Below are 21,192 nucleotides of genomic sequence, written 5' to 3'. Positions count from 1 at the left end.
CACACACGGTCGTCTGTGCGACCGGACGTCGGAGAAAACCGGGGCGATCCGCGTGAGGGCCAAACGTGTCAGCGGGCGGGCGGCACGTCGGCGGACGACACCGCGCGTTACGCGTCGGCGTCGCTCCCGTCGACGTCGGCCGTGTCGCCGTCGGCGTCAGCCGAGTCTCCGCCGGCGATTCCCGAGACCGCCTCGCCAAGGTTCTCGACGTTACCGTCGATGAACGAGCGGATCTGGTCGTGGATGTCACTCACGAAGTCCGGGACGGGGTCGGGGAGCTCCGAGGGCGGCCCGGCCTGGCCGACCGCACCATCGTTCGAGCCCGCGTCCGCGGGGGCGTTCCCCGGGGCCGCGGCGGCGACACCAGTCACTGCGAGCAGGGCCGCGAGTGCGATCGCGGCGAGTTTGATTCGGCTCATGTTGCACTCGTCCGTGTGGCCTCCGGGGTAAAGAGGGGTGAAGACCCGAAAGCCGAATTCGGGCGTTTCGACGCTTGATAAGCCCGATTAAACCGACTTAATCCGATCCGCCGCCGACACCGACCCGGTTCGGAGTCGAGTCGGCCGGGACGCCGGTCGCAGACCGACCGCGCCGTCGCGACCCGACTCACGCGCGGTCTCCCGCCGACCGCGACGCCGTACCGGTGGCTTCTAATCGGCCCACGCAATTCTTGCGACTATGAAGACGCTGCTGCTCAACAGCGACGACGTGCACGAGAACGCCGCGATGGACGAGCTCGTGCCCGCCATCGAGGACGCGTTCGCCGCCTATCAGCGCGGCGACGCGCAGATGCCGCCCAAGAGCTACATCGACCTCCCCGAGTACAACGGCGACTTCCGGTCGATGCCCGCGTATCTCGACGCCGGCGAGTGGGACGCGGCGGGCGTCAAGTGGGTCAACGTCCACACCGACAACGAGGAGCAGTACGACCTCCCGACGGTCATGGGGACGATGATCTACTCGGACCCGAAGAACGCCTTCCCGCTGGCGATCCTCGACGGCACCGAACTCACGATGAAGCGCACCGGCGCGGCCGCCGCCGTCGCCACCGACCACCTCGCGGTCGCTGACGCCTCGTCGCTGGGGATCGTCGGCGCCGGCGTCCAGTCGTACACCCAACTGGAGGCCATCTCGACCGTCCGCGACATCGAGGAGGTCGTCGTCTCCGACCTCTCCGAGGAGCGGGTCGCCCGATTCATCGACGCGTTCCAGGACCAGTTCGACGTGCGCGCCGGCTCCATCGAGGAGGCGGCGACGTGCGACGTGCTCTCGACGGTCACCCCCGTCGAGGAGCCGATCGTCTCCCGCGACGCGGTCGGCGAGCACACCCACGTGAACGCGATGGGCGCCGACGCCGAGGGGAAACACGAACTCGCCGACGAGGTGTTGCTCGACGCGAAACTCGTCATCGACGATTACGAGCAGACGACTCACTCCGGCGAGATCAACGTCCCCTACGCTGCGGGCGTCCTCGGCGACGACGACATCTACGGCCAGATCGGCGAGATCGTCGTCGGCGAGCGGGAGGGTCGGACGGCCGACGACGGGATCACCGTCTTCGACTCGACCGGCCTCGCGATCCAGGACGTCGCCGCCGCGCACGTCGTGTACGAGCACGCGAACGAGCGCGACAACGGCTACGCGTTCGACCTGCTCGGGCTGGCGGAGTAACGCACGCCGCTCATTCGTCCCCGCCGGCCTCGTCCTCGCCGGCGATCACCTCGATCAGCTTGGTCACGCCCCAGACGAGGGCGACGAACGGGAGCAGCGGGAACAGGATCACGAGCAGCCCGAGGAACATCGCCCAGCCGATGGCGTTCATCCCGTCGTCCGAGTGCGAGTCGTAGCCGGGTGTGACCGTCCGGTACACGGTCTTCACCAGCCCGGCGTCGTCGTCTTGAGTGTCGATCTCCGTGCTCATGTCCCCACCTACGTCGGCTGACAGGATACGCGTTGTGCCGCCGACTCCTCGACCGTGTGCCGTGTTGGCAACACCCGCCGTGTTCGATGGAAAGGTATAGGGGTCGAAGCGGCCGAACGGACAGATAAGAAATGTCCGAGGAGGGTTACGACCACACGGCGGTCGAGCGACGCTGGCAGGAGGCGTGGGCGGAGGCCGACGCCTACCGGACACCGGACGACGCCGATGACCCGACGTACGTGCTTGGGATGTTCCCGTACCCGTCGGGGAAGCTCCACATGGGTCACGTCCGCAACTACACGATCACGGACGCGTACGCTCGCTTCCGCCGGATGCAGGGCGACGACGTGCTCCACCCCATGGGCTGGGACTCGTTCGGTCTGCCCGCCGAGAACGCCGCCAAGGAGCGCGACTCGAACCCGCGCGACTGGACGATGGACTGCATCGACACCATGCGCGGGCAGATGGAGTCGATGGGGTTCGGCTACGACTGGGAGCGCGAGATCACCACCTGCGAACCGGAGTACTACAAGTGGAACCAGTGGCTGTTCCAGCAGTTCCACGAGGAAGGACTGGTCGAGCGCCGCGCCGCCGAGGTGAACTGGTGCCCCTCCTGTGAGACCGTGTTGGCCGACGAACAGGTCGAGGGCGAGGACGAGCACTGCTGGCGGTGTGACACGCTGGTCGAACAGCGGGAACTGGACCAGTGGACGCTGGGGATCACCGAGTACGCCGACGAACTGCTCTCGGCCATCGACGACCTGGAGGGGTGGCCCGACAGCGTCCGCGAGATGCAGCGCAACTGGATCGGGAAGCAGGAGGGCTCTCGCGTCGAGTTCGACGTCGAGGGCCACGGACCCGTAGAAGCGTTCACGACCCGACTGGACACTATCCACGGCGCGACGTTCTTCGCGCTGGCCCCGGACCACCCGATTTCGGAGGAACTGGCCGCCGAGGACGACGAGGTCGCCCACTTCGTCGAGGAGGTCGCCGACCCCGACGGCGACGAGCCGAACGGCGTCGAGACGGGCCTGACCGCCACCAACCCCGCAACCGGCCAGGAGGTGCCCGTCTTCGTCGCCGACTTCGTCCTCTCGGACGTTGGCACGGGCGCGCTGATGGGCGTCCCCGGCCACGACGAGCGCGACCACGCGTTCGCCGAGCGCATGGGCGTCGAGATCACGCCCGTCATCGCCCCCGAGCCGGAGGAGGGCGAGGACGGCGACACCGACGATGCCGATCCCGAAGCGCCCGACGTGAGCGAGGGCGCCTCCACCGAAGACGGCGTGTTGGTCAACAGCGGTGAATACGACGGCCTGCCCAGCGCGGAGGCGCGGGAGGAACTGACCGCCGACATCGACTCCGCGGCGTTCCACACGCAGTACCGCCTGCGCGACTGGCTGATCTCCCGCCAGCGCTACTGGGGGACGCCGATCCCGGTGATCCACTGCGACGACTGCGGCCCCGTCATGGTTCCCGAGGGGGACCTGCCGGTCGAGCTGCCGGAGTTCATCAACACGACCGGGAACCCGCTGGACGCCGCCACCGAGTGGAAACACACGACCTGCCCGGACTGCGGCGCCGACGCCGTCCGCGAGACGGACACGATGGACACGTTCGTCGACTCCTCGTGGTACTTCCTGCGGTACGTCTCGCCGGATCTGAACGACGCTCCCTTCGACGTGGGCCGCACGAACGACTGGATGCCCGTCGACCAGTACGTCGGCGGGCTGGAGCACGCGGTGATGCACCTGCTGTACGCGCGGTTCGCCACGAAAGCCATCGCGGACATGGACATGCTGGAGCACCGCGAACCGTTCACGAACCTGTTGGGACAGGGCATGGTCCAGTTGGAAGGCGAGAAGATGTCCAAGTCGAAGGGCAACACCGTCTCCCCGCAGCGCATCGTCGACGAGTACGGCGCCGACACGGCGCGGCTGTTCATGATGCAGGCCGCCCGGCCCGACACCGCGTTCGACTGGTCCGAGGAGGGCGTCAAGTCGACCCACCGGTTCCTGGCTCGGTTGGCCGAGACGGTGCGCTCGTTCGCCGACGCCGATCCCGACGGCGACGACGCGGACGCCGCGCGGTACGTCCGCTCGGAGGTCGACGCCGCCGTCGCCCTCGCCACCGAGAACTTCGACGAGTTGGGCTTCGACCTGGCAACGCGGGAGGCGCAGCAGTTGGTCGGCACGCTGCGCAGCTACCGCGCGTACGTCGACGAGGTACACGCGCCAACCTTCGAGCGCGGGGTGACGGCCGCGCTGAAGCTGCTGGCGCCGGTCGCGCCGCACCTGACCGAGGAACTGTACGCCGAACTGGCCGATGACGGGGGGCTGCTGGTCGACGCCGACTGGCCGACCGCCGACGTGGACACCGACGAGGCGAGCAGACGCCGACAACTCGTCGAGAACACCCGCGAGGACGTACGCAACATCGTCGACGTGGCGGGGATCGAGGACCCCGAGCGCGTCGACGTGGTCGTCGCGCCCGAGTGGAAACACGAGGCGCTGGCGATCGCCATCGACAGCGACGCGCCGAACCTCGTCGGAGAGCTGATGCAGAACCCGGACATCCAGCGACACGGGTCGGCCGCCTCCGACTACGCGAAGGATCTGCAAGCCGAGCGCGAGGCGCTTCGGCCCGCGCTGGCGCCCGACCGCGAGCACGAGGCGTTAGAGGCCGCCGCCTGGCTCATCGAGCGCGAGTTCGAGGCTCCGGTTTACGTCCGTTCGGCCGACGACGCCGACGACGCCGTCGCGAACAAGGCCGAGCCGGGCCGTCCCGCCATCGACATCGCGGAGTAGTCGGCGGCGCGCGGTCCGCGTCGGCGCCAGGTCCCGCCGTCAGTTCCGGTCGTTCCAGTTCAGATCCACGTCGCGGCGGGCGTCCTCGCCGGCCGCGAACGGACCGAACCCGTACACGACGACGAGCACCGCCAGCGCCGGCAGGGCGTTGGCCGCCAGCGGGAGGAGATCAAACGGGACGCCCGCGAGGACACTCCGGGGAACGAACGCGACGAGCAGCGCGACCCACGCACCCGGAAACACGACCAGCCCGCCAGCAAGTTCGACGCGGCGGGCGCGCTCGGTCGGCGTCGCCGGCAGCCCGCCTCGCCAGGCGCCGGCAAGCCCCGCGAGGCCGACCGCGGCGACGAGCAGGGCACCGTCGACGAGTCCCGCGAACCCGCCGGTCCAGCCGGGCGCGTCGAGGAACGCGGCGAGTCCACCGAACGAGACCCCGAGGTGGACGGCCGCGAGCGCGTACGCGGCGCCCGCGACGGCGCGGTCGCGGACGGTTCCGGGTCGGCGTTCAGTGGACACGGTCGAGGCGACGGTTGGCACGCTCAAGTCGGTACCGGCCGGTCGGAGCGGCCTGACCGCAGTTTACCGAAACCGGGAGTTGGCAGGCGGAATGGACAACCAGGAACGGGGACGGGCAACCGGGGAACGGGGAAGACGACCCGGGAGATGAACGGGGAAGACGACCCGGGAGAAACAGAAGACGAGGACAGGCGAGAAGAACCGAGAAGCGGGCGACCGAGCACTGGCCGTGGTGCCCCGTGCGGCGCTATCGGTGTGAACTCAGTCCGATTCGTTCACGTCGATGTGGTGGCCCTCGTCGACGTCCTCGCCGACGGACATCTTGGGGAGGGTAACGGTGAGCACGCCGTTCGAGTAGGTCGCGCTCGCGTGTTCCTCGCGGACCTCAGCGGGGAGAGTTATCGAGCGGTGCAGCGACTCGGCGCGTCGCTCGCGGCGCAGGTACGCGCCGGTGTCGCCGGCGACGTCGCCCTCGTCGCGACGCACCTCGCGCTCGGCGCGGATCGAGAGCACGCCGTCGCGGACGGTCAGGTCGATGTGTTCGCGATCGAACCCCGGAAGATCGGCCATCACCGCGATCTCGTCGTCGTACTCGGCCACGTCGATGTCGATGCCCGAGCGTCGCATCCCGTGGAGGTCGCCCCAGTCCATCCGCCCGACGTTGCGGGACATACGGTCGAACATCCGGTTCATGTCGTCGAAGGGAGTCATGTTACTCATGGAATATCACCGATACAGAGAACACCTCGTCAGGTATTAAACACCGCTGGACGCGTGGTAGCCCGCTTCACGCCTCGATACTCGGTCTCGGCGGTACGCTACGGACGCGGGCGGCGACGGGTAACGGTTTTCACCGCCCGTCCCGCAGATCGGATATGAACGTCACCGTCATCGATTACGGCGTGGGTAACCTCCGGAGCCTCCGCCGCGGGCTCGAACGGGCCGGCGCGGACGTGGTGGTCTCCGACGACCCCGACGCGATCCGCGACGCGGAGGCGCTCGTGCTTCCGGGCGTCGGCGCGTTTCAAGAATGCGTGAACAACTCCGAGCCGTTTCACGACGTGCTGATAGCGAAAGCCGAGGACACGCCGATCCTGGGCGTCTGCGTCGGGCTCCAGCTCATGTACGAGGAGAGCACCGAGGGCGCACCCGAGGGCGAGACCGTCGAGGGGCTCGGCCTCATTCCGGGGCGCGTCGAGCGCCTCTCTGGGTCGGTGAAGGTGCCGCACATGGGCTGGAACGAGCTCACGCCCGAGCGCGACCACCCGATCATGGACGGGATCGAGGCGGGGGACTACGCCTACTTCGTCCACTCGTACTGCGCGGACGTGACCGAGCGCACCATCGCCTCCTGCGAGTACGGCCGGCGCTTCGCGGCCGTGGCTGCCAACGAGGCGGGCAACGTGATCGGCACGCAGTTCCACCCCGAGAAGAGCGGCGAGACCGGCCTGCAGATCCTGAGCAACTTCGTCGAGTACGCGGAGGCGTACCACGCCGGCGAGGTCGCAGCCGCCGAGTGACGGGGCGTTCGGGCCAGCGCCGGCGACCCGGCGGTCCGCTGACACGCTGACGACCGCGACGGACCCCTTTCTCGCGAACGTTGAAATCCGAGGCCGCGGCCAGAGCCGCCGTGCGGTGAGCACGGTCCCCGGCGGGCAGCGGGTGCGCGACGCCGGCGTCGGGGCGCGGACGTGGGGCGTCGCCTGTTCGCCAGCCGGAGCGATCCTGCCGGAACGGTTCGCCGGCGGTCAGTACACCACGTGCTCGGTGTCGTACGAGCCGAGGACGCGGATCCAGCCGTCGCCGACGAGGCCCTCGACGTCGGCGAGCGCCGCCTGCGCGCGCTCCTCGTAGAGGCCGGCCTCGAAGTCGATGTGGAACAGGTAATCCCCGAGGCGCTCGCCGCTCGGGCGCGATTCGATACGCGAGAGGTTCACGTCTCGGTCGGCGAACGCTTCGAGGAGCTCCAGCAGCAGCCCGGGGTAGTTCGCGCTGGGGTAGACGACGACCGAGGTCTTGCCGCCGGCCTCGGTCCGTTCGTCGTCGCCGGCGACGACAAGGAACCGCGTCGCGTTCGACGACTGGTCTTGAATGTCCTCGGCGAGCACCCGCAGGTCGACGCCGCCGTCGTCGGCCGCGGCGTTCGCGGGGTGTCCGATGCCGGCGACCGTCGGGTCCTCGCGGGCGCGCTCGACGCCGCGGGCCGTCGAGGCGACGGCCTCCCGCCGAGCGTCGGGATATTCGCGCTCCAAGTAGTCGCGACACTGTGCCAGCGCCTGGGAGTGGGAGGCGACCACGTCGAACGTCTCCGCTTGCGCCAGCAGCGCGTGGCGGATCGGGGTGACGATCTCGCGCACGACCGCCACGTCGGCCTCGGTGAGCGCGTCGAGGCTCTCGGTGACGCTTCCCTCGATGCTGTTTTCGACGGGGACGACCCCGCGGTCGTACTCGCCGTCGGCGACGGCCTCGACGATGGCCGTGACCGACTCTCGGAAGGCGACGTCGTCGGCGACGGCCCGGGCGGCGCGGTGAGAGTACGTGCCGGCGGGGCCGAGCGTGACTGCCTGCATACCTCGCCGTGCGCCGTCGACCCCGATAAGGACTCCGGGTGCGTCAGAACTTCCACACGTCGACGATCCCGGCCGGTCGGAGCCCGGCCGTCAGAAGCGGTCGCGCAGCTCCGCCTGCAGGTCCGCCACGTCGAGATCCTTCTGTGCGAACAACACGAGTAGGTGGTAGACGAGATCGGCCGCCTCTGCTGTCAGTTCCTCGGTGTCGTCGTCTTTCGCCGCGAGAATCGCCTCAGTCGCCTCCTCGCCGATCTTCTCCAACACCGCGTTCTCGCCCTTTTCGTGGGTAAACAGCGAGGCGGTGTAGGACCCTTCAGGGAGCCGCTGCTTGCGGTCCTCGATCGTCGCGAACAGCGCGTCGAGCACCTCCTCGTCGGTGACCGTCTCCGATTCCGGCTCGCCGCCGTCACCGGCCGCGGCGTCGTCGCTCACGCGTCGACCTCCGCGTCGGCGTCCACCGGGGTCGCCGCGTGCGCTTGTCGGAAGAACGCCAGATCGTGGACCCGTGAGTCGGCCGTCAACTCGGGATGGAACGACGTGGCGACCACCGAACCCTGCTTGACTGCGACGGGGTCGCCGTCCCACTCGGCGAGCACCTCGACGCCTTCACCCACCTCGTCGATGACGGGGGCGCGAATGAACACCGCCGGGAACGGATCGTCGAGCCCCGTGACCGAAAGCGGAGCCTCGAAGGAGTCCGCCTGCCGACCGAACGCGTTCCGGTCGACGCTCACGTCGAGCACATCAAGCGTCGCCACGCGCTCGTCGTTCGCGTCGCTGGAGGCGACGATGAGCCCCGCGCACGTCGCGAGCAACGGTTTGTCGGCGGCGACGTGCGCTCGGATCTCCTCGTCGATTCCCTCCTCGGACAGCAGTCGCGAGATGGTGGTCGACTCCCCGCCTGGCATGAGCAACACGTCGCAGTCGGGCACGACCCCGGCCTCACGGATCTCGATGACGTCCACCTCGACGCCGTGGCTTGCGGCCGCACGGCGGACCGCGTCGGCGTGCTCGGAGACGTCGCCTTGAACGGCGATAACGCCCGCATTCATGGGAGAGAATCGACGGGCTGCGAGTGAAAAGCTGTCGTTCGGGCGATGCCCCGTGTCCAGGGGCGACGTTCGGGCGATGCCCCGTGCCCCGGGGCGACGGCCGGCCGCTGTCAGAACGCGAACCCGAGGATCAACACGAGAATGCCGAAGAGGAGCCCGAAGGCGACGACGGTCTTCGGGTCGATCCGGATCGCGTTGCGGTCCTCCGCGTCGAAATAGCGGACGAGCCCCGCACTGGACATCAGGCCGCCGCTGTTTTGTCCGCTGCTCATACGCCACTGATGGCGAGTGGTCGGCCTAAGCCTTTCGACCGCCGACGAGCGGGGCGAGTGCGACGGGTGAGCCGGTCGGGCACCGATCGGGCGGGTGCGATCGAGAGAACCCAACCGCCGGTGAGTAATCCTTATGCGCGGCCCGTCGCAACGGTCGGTCGGTATGAGCGTCCGACTCAAAGACTTCTACGCGGACTGGTGTGGCCCCTGTAAGACTCAGGACCCGATCCTCGACGATCTCGAGGAGGATTACCCCGACGTGAGCTTCGAGAAGGTCGACGTCGAGGAGGAGCAGGAGATCGCGAACCAGTATCAGGTGCGCTCGCTTCCGACCCTCATCGTCGAGAACGACGACGGCGTCGTCGACCGCTTCGTCGGCGTCACCCAGCGCGAGGACCTCGAGGAGGCGCTCGCGCAGGCCGGCGCGTAAGCGCGAGCCCCGAATTCGAGGCGACCGATTGGCGATCGAGGCGACTGACTGATCGACCTACTGACCCGCGGTTCACGTTTGCCGCCTGGACGACGCCCAGTCGTCACTCGACGGCGATCCGACTCGCAACCGTTAACACGGGAGCGGCCGCTTCCCACACGTATGGCAAACTTCGAGGCGGCCGAGCGCCGTACGCTCGACAAGCTCGTCTGCATGCGGTGCAACGCTCGCAACCCCAAGCGCGCGGATAACTGTCGCAAGTGCGGCTACGGGAACCTCCGCCCCAAGGCGAAGGAACCGCGCACCGCCTGATCGCGACCGACGGGTACCACACCCGCCGCCGGTTTCGACCCGATCTACTCGTTCTTCAGTGCCCCCAGCGACCGCGGCAGCCGCCGTCTCACTCCTCGGGGTACTTCGGCTCCCGACGCTCGGCGCGGGCGAGCGCCCGCTCGATCACGTCGCGCACGGAGTCGCCGGCGGGGTCGGCGTGGAACGCGTCGCCGTGGCCCGCGTACAGCGACTCGACGGTGTCCGGAAGTCGGTCGAGCAGGTCCCGGAGGCTCCCGATGAGTCGTTCTCGCGACTGTCCCGCCATGTCCGTCCGGCCGAAGGAGCCGTCGTCGAACGCGCCGTCGTTGTACACGACCACGTCGCCGCCGAACAGCGCGGTCTCTGCGACCAGCGAGACGTGGTCTGCGGCGTGGCCGGGCGTGTACACCACCTCGGCCGTCTCGTCGCCGATCGCGACCTGGTCGCCGTCCCCGAGCGCGTGATCCCGCCGTGGGTGGTCTCCGTGCGCGTACAGGTCGGCGTCGAACGCGTCGAGCACCGCGTCCAACTCGCCCACGTGATCGTGGTGTTGGTGAGTGAGTACCACCCGGTCCAGTTCGTCGGTGTACTCGGCCAGCACGTCGACGACACCCGGCATCGTCCCCGCGTCGATGAGCGTCGGCACCGCGCCGTCGACGAAGTAGGCGTTGCAGGTGAACTCCTCGGCCTCGGCCGTGAGGTTGACCGCGTCCATGTCCGAGGACTTGGGTGCCGCGCGTAAAAGCCGACCTGCCGCGGCAGCAAAGCGACACATGCGGTGCCGGCGTCGACGCCGACCACGTCAGTCCAGCTCCGGCCGCTTCGTGTCGTCTCGGGCCGCTTCAGGCGGTCTCGGGCTGCGGCGGCCCGTGTCCGCCGCCGCGGCACCCCTAACTATTTTTGTCGGTACTGGCTAGGTACGCACGGTATGGGCTTCGGAAGTTACGATGAATCCGAACAGGAGAACCAGACGCTCGATTCGGATCTCGATCAGGACACCGTCGGCGCCGGCGACGGCGACACCGACCACGACGGCGACGTCGAGTTCGAGTTCGAAGCCTCGAACGACGAACTCCTCGACAAGCTCGAGGAGATCAAGGACTGACGACCGCCGCCGGACGACATCGCACACGCCGTGACCTCCGGAACGCGCGCGGTCGGCGTCGCCGTCTCGGCGGACGGTCGGTCGGACGACGACCCGCCGGCCCGCGCGACGGTCGCGGCCGCGGTCGTCCGCACCGACCGCGTGGTCGACGGGCTGTCGTTTTCGACGTGTACCGTGGGCGGCGTCGACGCGACGGCCGCCGTCGTCGACTGCCTCCGGCGACTCGACCGACCCGACGCGCGACACGTCCTGCTGGCGGGCGTCGCCCCGGCGTGGTTCAACGTGATCGACTGCCGGCGCGTGTACGAGGCCACCGATCGGCCCGTCACCGCCGTCTCGTTCGAGGCGAGCGACGGCCTCGCGCCCCACCTCCGCGAGCACTTCGACGGCGAGGCGCGCAGGCGTCGACTGGCCGTCTACGACTCGCTCCCCGAGCGGCGACCGCTGTCCCTCGGCGGCGACGGGGGCGGCGGAGGTGACCCCGACGAGTCCGACCTGTGGCTCCGAGCCGTCGGCGTCGACGCCGTGACGGCCGAGCGGGTCGTCGCCGCGCACACCCCGGACGGGCAGGGTCGTCCGGAACCGCTTCGGGTGGCGCGGCTCGCGGCGCGCGCCGGCCGGTCCTACGTTGCGCGGCGGGGCGGAGCCGGACCGAGCCCAGCGACGGAGTCGCCGGACGACAGCCTCTAGGGACCGGTGTCGTCGCTTGGCGACGCCCGAGACGAGTAGACTTACCCCCGCGGCCGACCGCGTTCCCGTATGAGCGAGCAGTCGCTGGACGCGGACCTGTGCGTGTCCGACTGCGAGCGCTGTCCGGCGCTCGCGGAGTCGCGATCGCAGATCGTCAACGGGACCGGGCCGACCGACGCGGATCTCGTGTTCGTCGGGGAGGCGCCAGGCGCGAACGAAGACGAGCAGGGCGAGCCGTTCGTCGGCCGCTCGGGGACGGTGCTCGACGACGCGCTGCGTGACGCCGGCCTCGCACGCGCCGACGTTCGGATCACCAACTGCGTGCGCTGCCGACCGCCTGACAACCGCGACCCGCACGCCGACGAGTTGGAGGACTGTCGCGGCTACCTCGCGGAGGAGCTTGCGCGCGTCGACCCCGAACTGGTCGTCACGCTCGGGAAAGTTCCCTCCCAGCACCTGCTCGGCCGGTCGGTCGCCGTAACGAACGAAACCGGAGAGGTGTTCGACGCCCGCGTCGGCGACGCGGCCATCCGGCTGCTTGTGTGTCTGCACCCGGCGGCGACGCTGTACGACCGGAGTCAGGCGGACGCCTTCGAGGAGACGGTCCGGCGAGCCGCAGAGCTGTCCGGGCTCACCGACGGCGACGCGAGCGGGCAGTCGTCGCTCGGCGACTACTGAGCGATGCGCGCCGTCGGTCGCTCCGGCGGTTGTTACGGCGTGTCGGCGGCCTCGGGGGCGGTGCGTCGACCGCGCCACAGCGCGCCGATCACCAACCCGTAGACGAGCCCCGAAACGTGCCCGCCGTTCACCGCGGCAGGCGTCTGCGGGAGCGTCGTGACCAGGTTGAGCGCGACCGTGAGAACAGACGAAACGCCGATCACGGCAGCGAACAGGTCCAACTCGGAGCGATCGGTCGGATTCGAGATCGCCCTCGCGAGCGCGAACCCGCCGAGCGCGTAGCCGAGCCCGCTGATCCCGTAGACGGCGACGTTCGCCGCCGGGCTGTACGCTACCAGCACCGCGTAGCCGACGCCGAGCGCGAGCGCCACGCCCGCGAGGAGGAAGAGCCAGTAGCCGCCCGGCGAGAAGTGCCGCTCCTGGGGAGCGAGCACGAGCAACACGAGCACGTTCGAGACGAAGTGGAGGGCCCCCCGGTGGAGAAACGGCGACAGCAGGAACACGGCGTCGCCGCCTTGGAGATAGAGGACCGCGGTCAGCGCACGGACCGACGGCGCGCCCGTCGTCCACGTCGCGATAACCTGGAGCAGGAACACCGCAGACGTGAGCGCGACGACCGTGAGCGTCGTCCGCGTGCGCGCCCCGCGGTACTGGCGGCCCAACGTCGAGACGAACGCGCGCCAGTCGGCGGTCGACGCCGGTCGGTCCGCTGGCCTCATCGAACGGTGCTCGGGGACAGACGCCCTTAGCACTTCCTCGGAAGCCGACTTCGAGAGCGACGCCGCTGTGAGCGCGTGGGGCCGGAGAAAACTGTGAATCCGGTCTCGGGGTCGCGGCCGTTACTTTCCGCCGCGGTCGCCGCTCGACACCGACGGACGGGTCTTTTCGGTGCCCTTGCCGCGCTGGCTCAGGCCGCGGTTGCGTTTCCCGGCGTTCGTGAGCCCGCGGAACGCGCGGCCCTTCTGGGAGTCGTCACAGATCCAGCTGAGTTCGTCGTCGTTCTGGATCGCGGGGTGTTCGGGATCGATGAGGATCACTTCGGTCCACTTCTGGGAGCCGTCCTGGCCCACCGGGTAGGAGGCGAGCACGCGGAGGTTCGGGTACTTCCGCGAGACGCGCTCCTCGCCGATGCGCTGGATGGACTTCCGGCGGCCGATGCGGTTGACGCCCTGGCGCTTCGAGCGGCGACCCGCCTTGTGGCGCTGCTTGCGCGCGCCGCCCTTGCGGACGGAGACGCGCGTCATCACGACGCCCTGCTTGGCCTTGTAGCCGAGTTCGCGCGCCTTGTCCAGCCGCGTCGGGCGCTCGATGCGCTCGATGGCGCCCTGCGTGCGCCACTCCTGCTTGCGCTGCCACTGCAGTTCCGCGAGCTTGCCCTCGTCCTGGTTCCGCCAGGCTTCCTTGATGTGGGAGTAGAAGCTTCGTGCCATTGGTGGTCTCCGCGGGCGCTTGCGATTCAGTCGCGGCGGGACACCCCGCGCGACCACATTTCGTCCCGGCGTACCGGGTGCCCACTGGCGGCCCACCTGCCAGCGAGTTGGTGGTACTTCCGGGCTGGCGCTGTTAAGGGCTGCGTTTCGCGTCGTCGCCGTCGAGCGAGTCGGGACGTGCGCGTGCGGCCACACCGAGCGCGGGGACGATGGCGAACCAGCCGGCGATCACGAGGACGAAGCCCGCGGACGCGTAGTACAGGTGCGAACAGCAGTAGTAGCCGCCGCCGAACCCGCGGAGGAACTCCCGTCCGCCGTACGCGACCGCGAGCGTGCCGACGGCCGCGACGAACGGCCGGGAGAGCGGTTCGGGGTAGCGGGCGAGGAGGCGCGGGGAGGTGACGGCACCGACCAACAGTACCGCCGCGAGGAGTTCGTTCACGCCCGTCGGATCCGGCCGGCTCGCAAAAAACGGGGCGATCCGTCGGCAGTCACGGCCGGGTCGGCGGCTACGCCTCCGGCTCCGCCAGCGCCCGCACCGACTCGAACTCGCCGTCGAGGACGGCGTCGGTCACAACCTGCGGGTCCACCTCGGGCATCTCGCCGGGGTACTTTCGCCCGAAGTAGCTCAGGATGTTGTCCACGTCACGAAAGAGGAGTTCGTCGGCGTTCTCGTGGTCGGTTTCGACCGACTGGGGCCAGTCGAAGATCACGACGCCGTCGTCGCTGACGGCGACGTTGTACTCGGAGATGTCGGCGTGGACGTAGCCCGCGCGGTAGGCCAGATCCATCTCGCGAAGCACCAGGTCGAGCACTCCCACCACCTGCTCGGAGCGGAGCTTCGCGTCCGCCAGTTCCGGGCCGGGGAGCTTCTCCATCACGATCGCGTGGCGGTTGTGGTCGATCGGCCGCGGCACCGACACCTGCGGGTAGAGGTCCTCCAGCGCGCCGTACTCGCGCTCTGCGGCCTTCCGCGCCGTGTACTGCCATGAAACGTGGTTGTTGTCGCTGGTGTACTCGCGCTCTTTGTTCACCTCGCGGAAGTTGGTGTACCCCTCGCGGTGGAACTTCAGCGCCATCGGCCGGTACGTCTCGACCTCGTACACGTCGCTCTCCTTGCCGACGCCCAGCGACGAGCCCATCCCGGTGACAGTCTCCCGTTCCGCGAACGTGTGTAGCGCCAGCGCGTCGTACCCCTCGAAGGTGAGCTGATAGCCCTCGTACTGGATCGTCTTGCGCCGGATCAGGTCGCGGTCGGCACAGCGGTCGATCCGGTACTCGGCGTTCTCCTCGGAGAGCCCGGCGTACTCCGGGATCTTCTCGACGTTCACCCACTCGGAGAACCGCATGCCCTGCTCGACGCCCGAGAGGAGATAGAAGTCCTCGGGCTCGAGCTCGGCCATCGTCTCGGCGACGTTCCCGACCATTACCCGTGTGTCGTCGCCGCGAGGTGAAAAGGCGTTCGCGGCGCCGGTCGCGGCGTCTCCGTCGTCGCCGGCCGCGCCCCGTCGCTCCGCGACCGGGGCCTCTTTGCCCGGCGACACCGCACGGTCGGTATGAGCGATTCGGACGCCCCGAGGGGCGGTGACACGAGCGCGGCAGGCCCCTTCGCCGACCGCGAGTGGCGGCTGATCCGCGAGGAATCGCGCCCCGGGCCGCTGAACATGGCTCTCGACGAGGTCGCCGCCGAGACGGCCGCCCGCGGCGGCCCGCGCACGGTCCGCGTGTACCGCTGGGAGCCCTCCTGTCTCTCGATGGGCTACGCGCAGGACCCCGACACGGTCGACTGGGCCCACTGCGCCGACATCGGAGTCGACGTGACGCGGCGCCAGACCGGCGGCGGCGGCATCTACCACGACCACGACGGCGACATCTCGTACTCGATCACCGCGCCCGCCGAGGAACTCCCGGGCGACCTGCTCGACGCCTACCATCTGCTGTGTGAGCCGGTGCTGTCCGCCTTCCGTGCGCTCGGCGTCGACGCCGGCTACGCAGACGAGGAGCGGCCGCCGATTTATCGGCCCGCCTGCTACCTCCGAGGGCTCCATCCGGCCCACGACGTGTGCGCCGACGGCGGCGCGGGGCGGAAGCTCTCGGGCAACGCGCAGTACAGGCGAGACCAGAGCATCATCCAGCACGGCTCGGTGACGTTCGAGGCGACACCACGCGAACACCTCGCGGTCTTCCGCGACCACGGCGTGAGCGAGGGACGGTTCACCGAGCGCGTCGGGGGGATCACCGATTACGCGGACGCGACGCGCGCGGACGCTGTCGCCGCGTTCGAGGGCGCCCTAGCGACGTGGGCTGACGCCGAGGAGGGCGAGTGGACCGCCGCGGAACTCGCGCGCGCCGAGGAGATTGCCGACGAGAAGTACCGATCGGACGACTGGGTGCGCGAGCGGCCGGGGAGTCGCTGACGGCGGCGTCGCCGGCGCGGCGGCGACCCCGCGGTCGAGTCAGAACCCAAACGTCTCCGGCTCGTCGCCGATCTCCGCCTGCACCGTCTCGTGGAGTTCGTCGATCGGCGGCGTGTCGCGCGTCGGGTCGAGCCAGTGCTCGCCGAGCCAGCGGTAGCGGATCACGCCGTCCTCGTCGATGAGGAAACAGGAGCGTCGCGAGCGCCGGAACACGCCGAAGGTCCGGTAGGCGACGCCGAACGACTTCGAGATCGCCAGGTCCGTGTCGGCGTACAGCGGGAAGCCCAGACCGAGCCGGTCGATGAACTGGCGGTGCAGGCGCGGCCCAGACTTGGAGACGCCGACGACGTTCACCTCCTCGCCGGAGGCGAACCAGTCGAAGTCGCGGAAGGCGCACCACTCCTCGATGCAGTCGGGGCTGAAGTCGACGGTGTAGAAGCTGAGGAGAACGGGCTTGTCGAGTAGCTCCGAGAGCGACGCCTCGCGCGTCTCGCCCTCGGGCGTGACGAGCGTCCCGGCGAACTCGGGTGCGGGGTCGCCCACGTCGAGCGGGTCGCTCGGTTCGTGCGGCGGGTCCGACCGTGACATTTGGCGGGACAGACGGCGGTCGGTCCAATAAGCGTACGGTCCCCGGTGTCGAGGGTGATAACCGGTGGGGCCGACCGGAGTCCATGCGGTTCCCGGTTCCGTCACAGCTCCGCCGGGTTCGCCATACCCCCCTTGACTCCGGCGCGGACGAGGGCGACGTTCACCGGGTAGGCGGCGAGGTAGCCGACCGACAGCGAGAACGCCAGCGCGCCCCAGAACAGCAGGTCGCCGACGTGCGCGTCGGCCGCGAGGAGGAGGTCGGTCCCGATCGCGACGACCTCCATCACCGTGATCGACGGCGTCTCGCTGTAGAACGCATCGGCGACGGCCTCGCGGAAGCCGACGCCCTCCTGCACCAGCGGGCCGACCGTGAGGCCGAAGCCGAACAGGTACGCGAACCCGAACGTCGCCGCCGCGACCCAGCCGACAGCCAGCCCCAGCACTCCCTGCGCCAGCAGGATGCCGGTCACCTCGCCGGCGCCGCAGCCGGAGTAGCAGTGGGCCGTCGACCGGAAGCCGCGCCGCGCGAGCGAGTCGCGGGGAATCTGTGTGCGGCCGGCGTACCAGTACACCGCCAGCCCGAACGGCCCGGAGTACACCACCGTCAGCGTCCAGACGCCCCTCATCAGCGACGGGATCGCCTCGTTTCGCTCGCGGAGATCCCACAGCAGCACCGCCGTCGAGACCGCGACGACGATGGCCCATGTGCCCATGATGCGGGGCTCAGATAACAGGGGGACGAGCAGCTCACGGGCGGGCTCGAACGCGCGTTCGAGGCGACTGACGACTGAGTCCACCTGCATGGCGTGTGCGCCCGTTGCGTTGCCGGTCGAGCCGCAAATGGGTGGTGGTCGATCCCCGGTTGCGACGGCCGACCCGGTGCCACGGGCGCCGCCAAGCCGGTCAACCGCCTGGGGGACGCGACGGCCGCTTCCGAAGCCGCTTTGCCCTCCGACTCGTGAGCGGTGGGTATGAGCGCAGACAGCGACCCGACGCTCCGCGTCGGGGCACACGAGTCCATCGCCGGCGGCACGTACAACGCGGTCGACGCGCTGGTCGACGACGGCGGCAACTGCGGCCAGATCTTCACGCACTCCCCGCAGGTGTGGCAGAGCCCGAACATCGACGACGACGAGGCCGAGCAGTTCCGCGCCGCCAGCGACGATCACGGCGTCGGCCCGTGGGTCATCCACTCGTCGTACCTCGTGAACCTCTGCACGCCGAAAGCGGACCTCCGCGAGAAGTCGGTCGGCTCGATGCAAGAGGAGGTCGACGCCGCCGATAGGCTGGGCGTTCCGTACGTGAACGTCCACCTGGGCGCCCACACCGGTGCGGGCGTCGAGCAGGGACTCGACAACGCCGCGAGCGCGCTCGACGAACTCGATATTCCCGAGAGCGTGACCGTCCTCGTCGAGTCGGACGCCGGCTCGGGCACCAAGCTCGGGGGCGACTTCGAGCACCTCGCGGCGGTGCTGGAGCGCTCCGAGCAGGACCTGGACATCTGCCTCGACACCGCCCACGCGTTCGCCGCGGGCTACGACCTCTCGACGGCCGAGGGCGTCGAGGAGACGGTCGCGGAGCTCGACGAGGTCGTCGGGCTGGAGCACCTGGAGTGCGTCCACCTCAACGACTCCAAACACGAGTGCGGGACCAACAAGGACGAGCACGCCCACGTCGGCGAAGGCCTCATCGGCGAGGAGGGCATGCGCGCGTTCATCAACCACGAGGAGCTCCGCGATGTGCCGCTCGTGCTGGAGACGCCCACCGAGGACGGCAAGTCGTTCGCGTGGAACATCGAGCGCGTTCGCGAGCTTCGCGAGTAACGAAGCCCCCGCGGCTGCGAGTTCCGACGCCCCTGCCGCACCCACCGGATTCGATTCGATTCGATGACCCGTACGCTCCCCTCCGTGATCGGCCAGTTCGCCCTCTGGACGGCCGGCGCCGTCGGAGTCCAACTGATCCTCGGCGTCTCGTGGGGATCGCCGGAGAGCGTGTTCGACCCCGCAGCGCTCGCGGACGCCGCGCTCGTCGGCGCCTGCGTCGCCGCCGGCGGCGTCGCGGCATCGGTGCTGTCCGTCTACGGACGCGACATCGTCGGCGTCCTCGTCGCCACCGCCCTCCTCACCGCGCTGTCGACGGCGGCGTTCGGCGCCGACGTGGCGACGGTGAACGGTCTCCTCTCGCTCGCCGGCGGGTACGGCGTGTTCGTCGCGCTCGCGTACACCGTGGGGTGGGCCGTCGACGGCGTGCTCCGCCGCGGCGTCGTCGTCGAGGACGGCGCGGCGACGTTCGCGGGGCCGCGGTAGTCGCCCGCGACGACGAAATCGGTCATCCGCGCGGGCCACCCGGACCTTGATACCCCGAGCCACCCACCCACGCGCATGGCACCTCCGTCCGCCGACCTCGACTCGACCGTCACCGACGACGCGCCCGAGGCGTATCGCGACCTCATGGAGCAGTACGCGCGCGTCTCGCATCTCGAAAGCGGCAGCGGCGTCCTCTACTGGGACCAGCAGGTGACGATGCCCGAGGGCGGCACGCCCGCCCGCGGCAAGCAACTGGCGGCGCTGTCGGCGACGACCCACGAGAAGCTCACGAGCGAAGCGATGAGCGACGCCCTCGACGCCGCCGAGGACGCCGAGCTCGACGGCGAGCGCGCGGCAAACGTCCGCGAGATCCGGCGGCGTCACGAGCGCAATCGCTCGGTCCCGGAGTCGCTCGTCGAGGAACTGACCGAGCAGCAGTCCGCCGGCCAGCAGGTGTGGAAGGAGGCGAAGGCCGACGACGACTTCGCTCACTTCGCGCCCGCGCTGGAGACGCTGCGGGACCTGCACGTCGAGCGCGCCGAGGCCATCGACCCCGATCGCCCCGCCTACGAGGTCATGTACGAGGACGGGGAGCCGTATCTCCCGCTGGAGCGACTGGAGGAGATCTTCGAGGAACTGAAGGCGGGGCTCGTCCCGCTCATCGAGGATATCGAGGCCGCCGGTGTCGACCTCGCGTCGCCGTTCGTCGAGGCGGGGCCGTACGACGACGACACCCAGCGCGGCCTCTCGGACGCTGTCCTCGATCTCCTGAGCTACCCCGACGACCGCGGCCGGCTCGACGTCTCCGCCCACCCGTTCACCTCGGGCAACCAGTTCGACGCCCGCATCACGACGCGGTTCAAGCCGGAGGACCCGATGGACGCGTTCACCGCGACCGTCCACGAGTTCGGACACGCGAGCTACGAACTGGGGCTGCCGGACGGCCGCTTCGGCGAGCCGCTGGGGGCGTCGCTCTCCTCGGGCGTCCACGAGTCGCAATCGCGGTTCTGGGAGAACCACGTCGCGCGCACCGAGCCGTTCTGGGAGGGGTTCGTCGAGGAGGCGAACGACCACCTCGGCACCGACGCGACCGCGCGCGAGGCGTACGAGGCGGTGAACCAGATCTACCCGGACAACCGAATCCGCGTCGAGGCGGATGAACTCACCTACCACCTCCACATCATCCTCCGGTGTGAGATCGACCGCGCGTTCGTCGAGGGCGACATCGGCGTCTCGGAGATCCCCGAGGTGTGGAACGCGAAGATGGACGACTACCTCGGTGTCGTCCCCGACACCGACGCCGAGGGATGCCTGCAGGACATCCACTGGAGCAGTCGCTTCGCCGCCTTCCAGGGGTACACCATCGGGTCGGTGTTGGCGGCGCAACTGGATCACGCGATGCGCGAGGACCTGGGCGACGTAGATGCGCTGATCCGCGAGGGCGACCTCGAACCGCTGTGGGAGTGGATGACCGAACACGTTCACAGCCACGGCCGGCGGTACCCGACCGACGACCTGGTCGAAGCGGCGACCGGCGAGCCGCTGACCGCCGAGTACTTCCTCGACTACGTCGAGGCGAAGTTCGACGAGCTGTACGGGCTCTGAGCGGCTGGCGAGACCGCACGACGGACGCGTCGATGGCCGCGCGACGAGCGCGTGGCGGGCCACGAGGACACCCGAACCGCGATCCGACCGTTCCGCATCGAATCGGGGGTCGTTGTTGACTCCGTCGGTCGATTTCACGGTTGAGAGACTCGCCAGAAGGTATATGTGCAGCCATGGTATAGCGTACCATGTATGGCGTCGGCACCGAGCCCAGATGGCGACCTGTTCGACGAGTTCCTGACCAGTCGCGGCCACGACGTGGAGACCGCCCGATGGGAGGAGTCCTATAACAAGAAACAGTGTCCTGACTGCGGCGGACTTCACGAGGGCGACGCTGTCGAGTGCTCGGTGTGCGGGTGGCGACCCGAGCCGTGAGTGCCGGCCTGCTGACCGACTGCTGAGCGACGTCGATCGACCGCTGACCGACCGCTGATCGCTTCGCGCGCTCGTCGTCGCGATCCCGTCACAGTGCGAGCGCGTCGAGACACACCTT

Annotated in this window: 28 protein-coding genes; 13 read left to right on the top strand and 15 right to left on the bottom strand. The window is 69.4% G+C overall.

The genetic code is table 11. The features are described from left to right. Positions 1–107 precede the first annotated feature (107 nt). Complete coding sequence (locus tag P0Y41_RS11860) at positions 108–419, bottom strand: hypothetical protein (RefSeq protein ID WP_284061539.1); 312 nt, start codon at positions 417–419, stop codon at positions 108–110. 259 nt (positions 420–678) lie between these two features. Here P0Y41_RS11860 and P0Y41_RS11855 point away from each other — a divergent pair, with 259 nt between their 5' ends. Further along, a complete protein-coding gene (locus P0Y41_RS11855) occupies positions 679–1,671 on the top strand; it encodes an ornithine cyclodeaminase family protein (RefSeq protein ID WP_284061538.1) in 993 nt (330 codons plus the stop codon). A gap of 10 nt (positions 1,672–1,681) precedes the next feature. Here the strand turns inward: P0Y41_RS11855 and P0Y41_RS11850 are convergent, their stop codons facing one another. Beyond that, positions 1,682–1,921 carry a DUF7535 family protein gene (locus P0Y41_RS11850; RefSeq protein WP_284061537.1) on the bottom strand — a complete coding sequence of 80 codons (240 nt, stop codon included), beginning with the start codon at positions 1,919–1,921 and terminating at the stop codon, positions 1,682–1,684. A 131-nt stretch (positions 1,922–2,052) separates the two neighbouring features. Between P0Y41_RS11850 and leuS the strand changes: the two genes are divergently transcribed. After that, complete coding sequence (gene leuS / locus P0Y41_RS11845; protein WP_284061536.1) at positions 2,053–4,728, top strand: leucine--tRNA ligase; 2,676 nt, start codon at positions 2,053–2,055, stop codon at positions 4,726–4,728. Positions 4,729–4,767: 39 nt separating this feature from the next. On the opposite strand, the gene P0Y41_RS11840 is transcribed toward leuS, so the two are convergent. Continuing rightward, on the bottom strand, positions 4,768–5,244 hold the full coding sequence (locus P0Y41_RS11840) for a hypothetical protein (protein WP_284061535.1): 477 nt from the start codon (positions 5,242–5,244) through the stop codon (positions 4,768–4,770). Between the two features lie 261 nt (positions 5,245–5,505). Further along, complete coding sequence (locus P0Y41_RS11835; RefSeq protein WP_284061534.1) at positions 5,506–5,964, bottom strand: Hsp20/alpha crystallin family protein; 459 nt, start codon at positions 5,962–5,964, stop codon at positions 5,506–5,508. A 155-nt stretch (positions 5,965–6,119) separates the two neighbouring features. On the opposite strand from P0Y41_RS11835, the gene hisH reads away from it, so the two are divergent. Further along, positions 6,120–6,764 carry an imidazole glycerol phosphate synthase subunit HisH gene (gene hisH / locus P0Y41_RS11830; protein WP_284061533.1) on the top strand — a complete coding sequence of 215 codons (645 nt, stop codon included), beginning with the start codon at positions 6,120–6,122 and terminating at the stop codon, positions 6,762–6,764. A gap of 228 nt (positions 6,765–6,992) precedes the next feature. On the opposite strand, the gene pheA is transcribed toward hisH, so the two are convergent. From pheA to P0Y41_RS11810, 4 genes are all read right to left on the bottom strand, one after another. Beyond that, on the bottom strand, positions 6,993–7,814 hold the full coding sequence (gene pheA, locus P0Y41_RS11825; RefSeq protein WP_284061532.1) for a prephenate dehydratase: 822 nt from the start codon (positions 7,812–7,814) through the stop codon (positions 6,993–6,995). A gap of 90 nt (positions 7,815–7,904) precedes the next feature. Then, complete coding sequence (hisE, locus tag P0Y41_RS11820; RefSeq protein ID WP_390215289.1) at positions 7,905–8,246, bottom strand: phosphoribosyl-ATP diphosphatase; 342 nt, start codon at positions 8,244–8,246, stop codon at positions 7,905–7,907. Further along, positions 8,243–8,866: a pyridoxal 5'-phosphate synthase glutaminase subunit PdxT gene (gene pdxT, locus P0Y41_RS11815; RefSeq protein ID WP_284061531.1), complete on the bottom strand. Its 624-nt coding sequence runs from the start codon at positions 8,864–8,866 to the stop codon at positions 8,243–8,245. The genes hisE and pdxT overlap by 4 nt, the downstream gene beginning before the upstream one ends. 110 nt (positions 8,867–8,976) lie before the next feature. Continuing rightward, positions 8,977–9,138, bottom strand: a complete 162-nt coding sequence (locus P0Y41_RS11810; protein WP_073306607.1) for a preprotein translocase subunit Sec61beta — start codon at positions 9,136–9,138, stop codon at positions 8,977–8,979. Positions 9,139–9,301: 163 nt separating this feature from the next. Between P0Y41_RS11810 and P0Y41_RS11805 the strand changes: the two genes are divergently transcribed. Together P0Y41_RS11805 and P0Y41_RS11800 are read left to right on the top strand one after the other, a co-directional pair. Next, complete coding sequence (locus tag P0Y41_RS11805; protein WP_284061530.1) at positions 9,302–9,568, top strand: thioredoxin family protein; 267 nt, start codon at positions 9,302–9,304, stop codon at positions 9,566–9,568. Positions 9,569–9,730: 162 nt separating this feature from the next. After that, positions 9,731–9,880, top strand: a complete 150-nt coding sequence (locus P0Y41_RS11800) for a 50S ribosomal protein L40e (protein WP_159668974.1) — start codon at positions 9,731–9,733, stop codon at positions 9,878–9,880. A gap of 88 nt (positions 9,881–9,968) precedes the next feature. Here the strand turns inward: P0Y41_RS11800 and P0Y41_RS11795 are convergent, their stop codons facing one another. Beyond that, complete coding sequence (locus P0Y41_RS11795) at positions 9,969–10,595, bottom strand: MBL fold metallo-hydrolase (protein WP_284061529.1); 627 nt, start codon at positions 10,593–10,595, stop codon at positions 9,969–9,971. A gap of 213 nt (positions 10,596–10,808) precedes the next feature. Between P0Y41_RS11795 and P0Y41_RS11790 the strand changes: the two genes are divergently transcribed. The 3 genes from P0Y41_RS11790 to P0Y41_RS11780 all read left to right on the top strand — a co-directional run bounded on the left by P0Y41_RS11790 (position 10,809) and on the right by P0Y41_RS11780 (position 12,353). Further along, a complete protein-coding gene (locus tag P0Y41_RS11790) occupies positions 10,809–10,985 on the top strand; it encodes a DUF5786 family protein (protein WP_284061528.1) in 177 nt (58 codons plus the stop codon). 30 nt (positions 10,986–11,015) lie between these two features. After that, positions 11,016–11,675 carry an endonuclease dU gene (locus tag P0Y41_RS11785; protein ID WP_284061527.1) on the top strand — a complete coding sequence of 220 codons (660 nt, stop codon included), beginning with the start codon at positions 11,016–11,018 and terminating at the stop codon, positions 11,673–11,675. 69 nt (positions 11,676–11,744) lie between these two features. Continuing rightward, a complete protein-coding gene (locus P0Y41_RS11780; protein ID WP_284061526.1) occupies positions 11,745–12,353 on the top strand; it encodes a uracil-DNA glycosylase in 609 nt (202 codons plus the stop codon). A gap of 32 nt (positions 12,354–12,385) precedes the next feature. Here P0Y41_RS11780 and P0Y41_RS11775 read toward each other — a convergent pair whose 3' ends face one another. From P0Y41_RS11775 to P0Y41_RS11760, 4 genes are all read right to left on the bottom strand, one after another. Continuing rightward, positions 12,386–13,072, bottom strand: coding sequence for a rhomboid family intramembrane serine protease (locus P0Y41_RS11775; RefSeq protein WP_284061525.1), 687 nt, complete (start codon positions 13,070–13,072; stop codon positions 12,386–12,388). A gap of 120 nt (positions 13,073–13,192) precedes the next feature. After that, a complete protein-coding gene (locus P0Y41_RS11770; RefSeq protein ID WP_284061524.1) occupies positions 13,193–13,783 on the bottom strand; it encodes a 50S ribosomal protein L15e in 591 nt (196 codons plus the stop codon). 133 nt (positions 13,784–13,916) lie between these two features. After that, complete coding sequence (locus P0Y41_RS11765) at positions 13,917–14,225, bottom strand: hypothetical protein (RefSeq protein WP_284061523.1); 309 nt, start codon at positions 14,223–14,225, stop codon at positions 13,917–13,919. Between the two features lie 67 nt (positions 14,226–14,292). Continuing rightward, positions 14,293–15,210, bottom strand: coding sequence for a serine/threonine-protein kinase RIO2 (locus tag P0Y41_RS11760; RefSeq protein WP_284061522.1), 918 nt, complete (start codon positions 15,208–15,210; stop codon positions 14,293–14,295). 129 nt (positions 15,211–15,339) lie between these two features. Here P0Y41_RS11760 and P0Y41_RS11755 point away from each other — a divergent pair, with 129 nt between their 5' ends. Then, on the top strand, positions 15,340–16,200 hold the full coding sequence (locus P0Y41_RS11755; RefSeq protein ID WP_284061521.1) for a lipoate--protein ligase family protein: 861 nt from the start codon (positions 15,340–15,342) through the stop codon (positions 16,198–16,200). A gap of 39 nt (positions 16,201–16,239) precedes the next feature. Here the strand turns inward: P0Y41_RS11755 and P0Y41_RS11750 are convergent, their stop codons facing one another. Both P0Y41_RS11750 and P0Y41_RS11745 read right to left on the bottom strand, forming a co-directional pair. After that, positions 16,240–16,788, bottom strand: coding sequence for a peroxiredoxin family protein (locus tag P0Y41_RS11750; protein ID WP_284061520.1), 549 nt, complete (start codon positions 16,786–16,788; stop codon positions 16,240–16,242). A 101-nt stretch (positions 16,789–16,889) separates the two neighbouring features. Continuing rightward, complete coding sequence (locus tag P0Y41_RS11745) at positions 16,890–17,591, bottom strand: DUF4396 domain-containing protein (protein WP_284061519.1); 702 nt, start codon at positions 17,589–17,591, stop codon at positions 16,890–16,892. Positions 17,592–17,759: 168 nt separating this feature from the next. Here P0Y41_RS11745 and P0Y41_RS11740 point away from each other — a divergent pair, with 168 nt between their 5' ends. From P0Y41_RS11740 to P0Y41_RS11725, 4 genes are all read left to right on the top strand, one after another. Then, on the top strand, positions 17,760–18,611 hold the full coding sequence (locus tag P0Y41_RS11740; protein ID WP_284061518.1) for a deoxyribonuclease IV: 852 nt from the start codon (positions 17,760–17,762) through the stop codon (positions 18,609–18,611). Between the two features lie 63 nt (positions 18,612–18,674). Next, complete coding sequence (locus P0Y41_RS11735; protein ID WP_284061517.1) at positions 18,675–19,094, top strand: hypothetical protein; 420 nt, start codon at positions 18,675–18,677, stop codon at positions 19,092–19,094. A gap of 75 nt (positions 19,095–19,169) precedes the next feature. After that, complete coding sequence (locus tag P0Y41_RS11730; RefSeq protein WP_284061516.1) at positions 19,170–20,699, top strand: carboxypeptidase M32; 1,530 nt, start codon at positions 19,170–19,172, stop codon at positions 20,697–20,699. A 192-nt stretch (positions 20,700–20,891) separates the two neighbouring features. Further along, positions 20,892–21,074, top strand: coding sequence for an HVO_0416 family zinc finger protein (locus tag P0Y41_RS11725; protein ID WP_284061515.1), 183 nt, complete (start codon positions 20,892–20,894; stop codon positions 21,072–21,074). Positions 21,075–21,192 lie beyond the last annotated feature (118 nt).

Source organism: Halobaculum halobium, assembly GCF_030127145.1.
Taxonomy (GTDB): domain Archaea; phylum Halobacteriota; class Halobacteria; order Halobacteriales; family Haloferacaceae; genus Halobaculum; species Halobaculum halobium.
The sequence above is the reverse complement of the archived record's forward strand: the minus strand, read 5'-3'. Positions and strand labels throughout refer to the sequence as shown.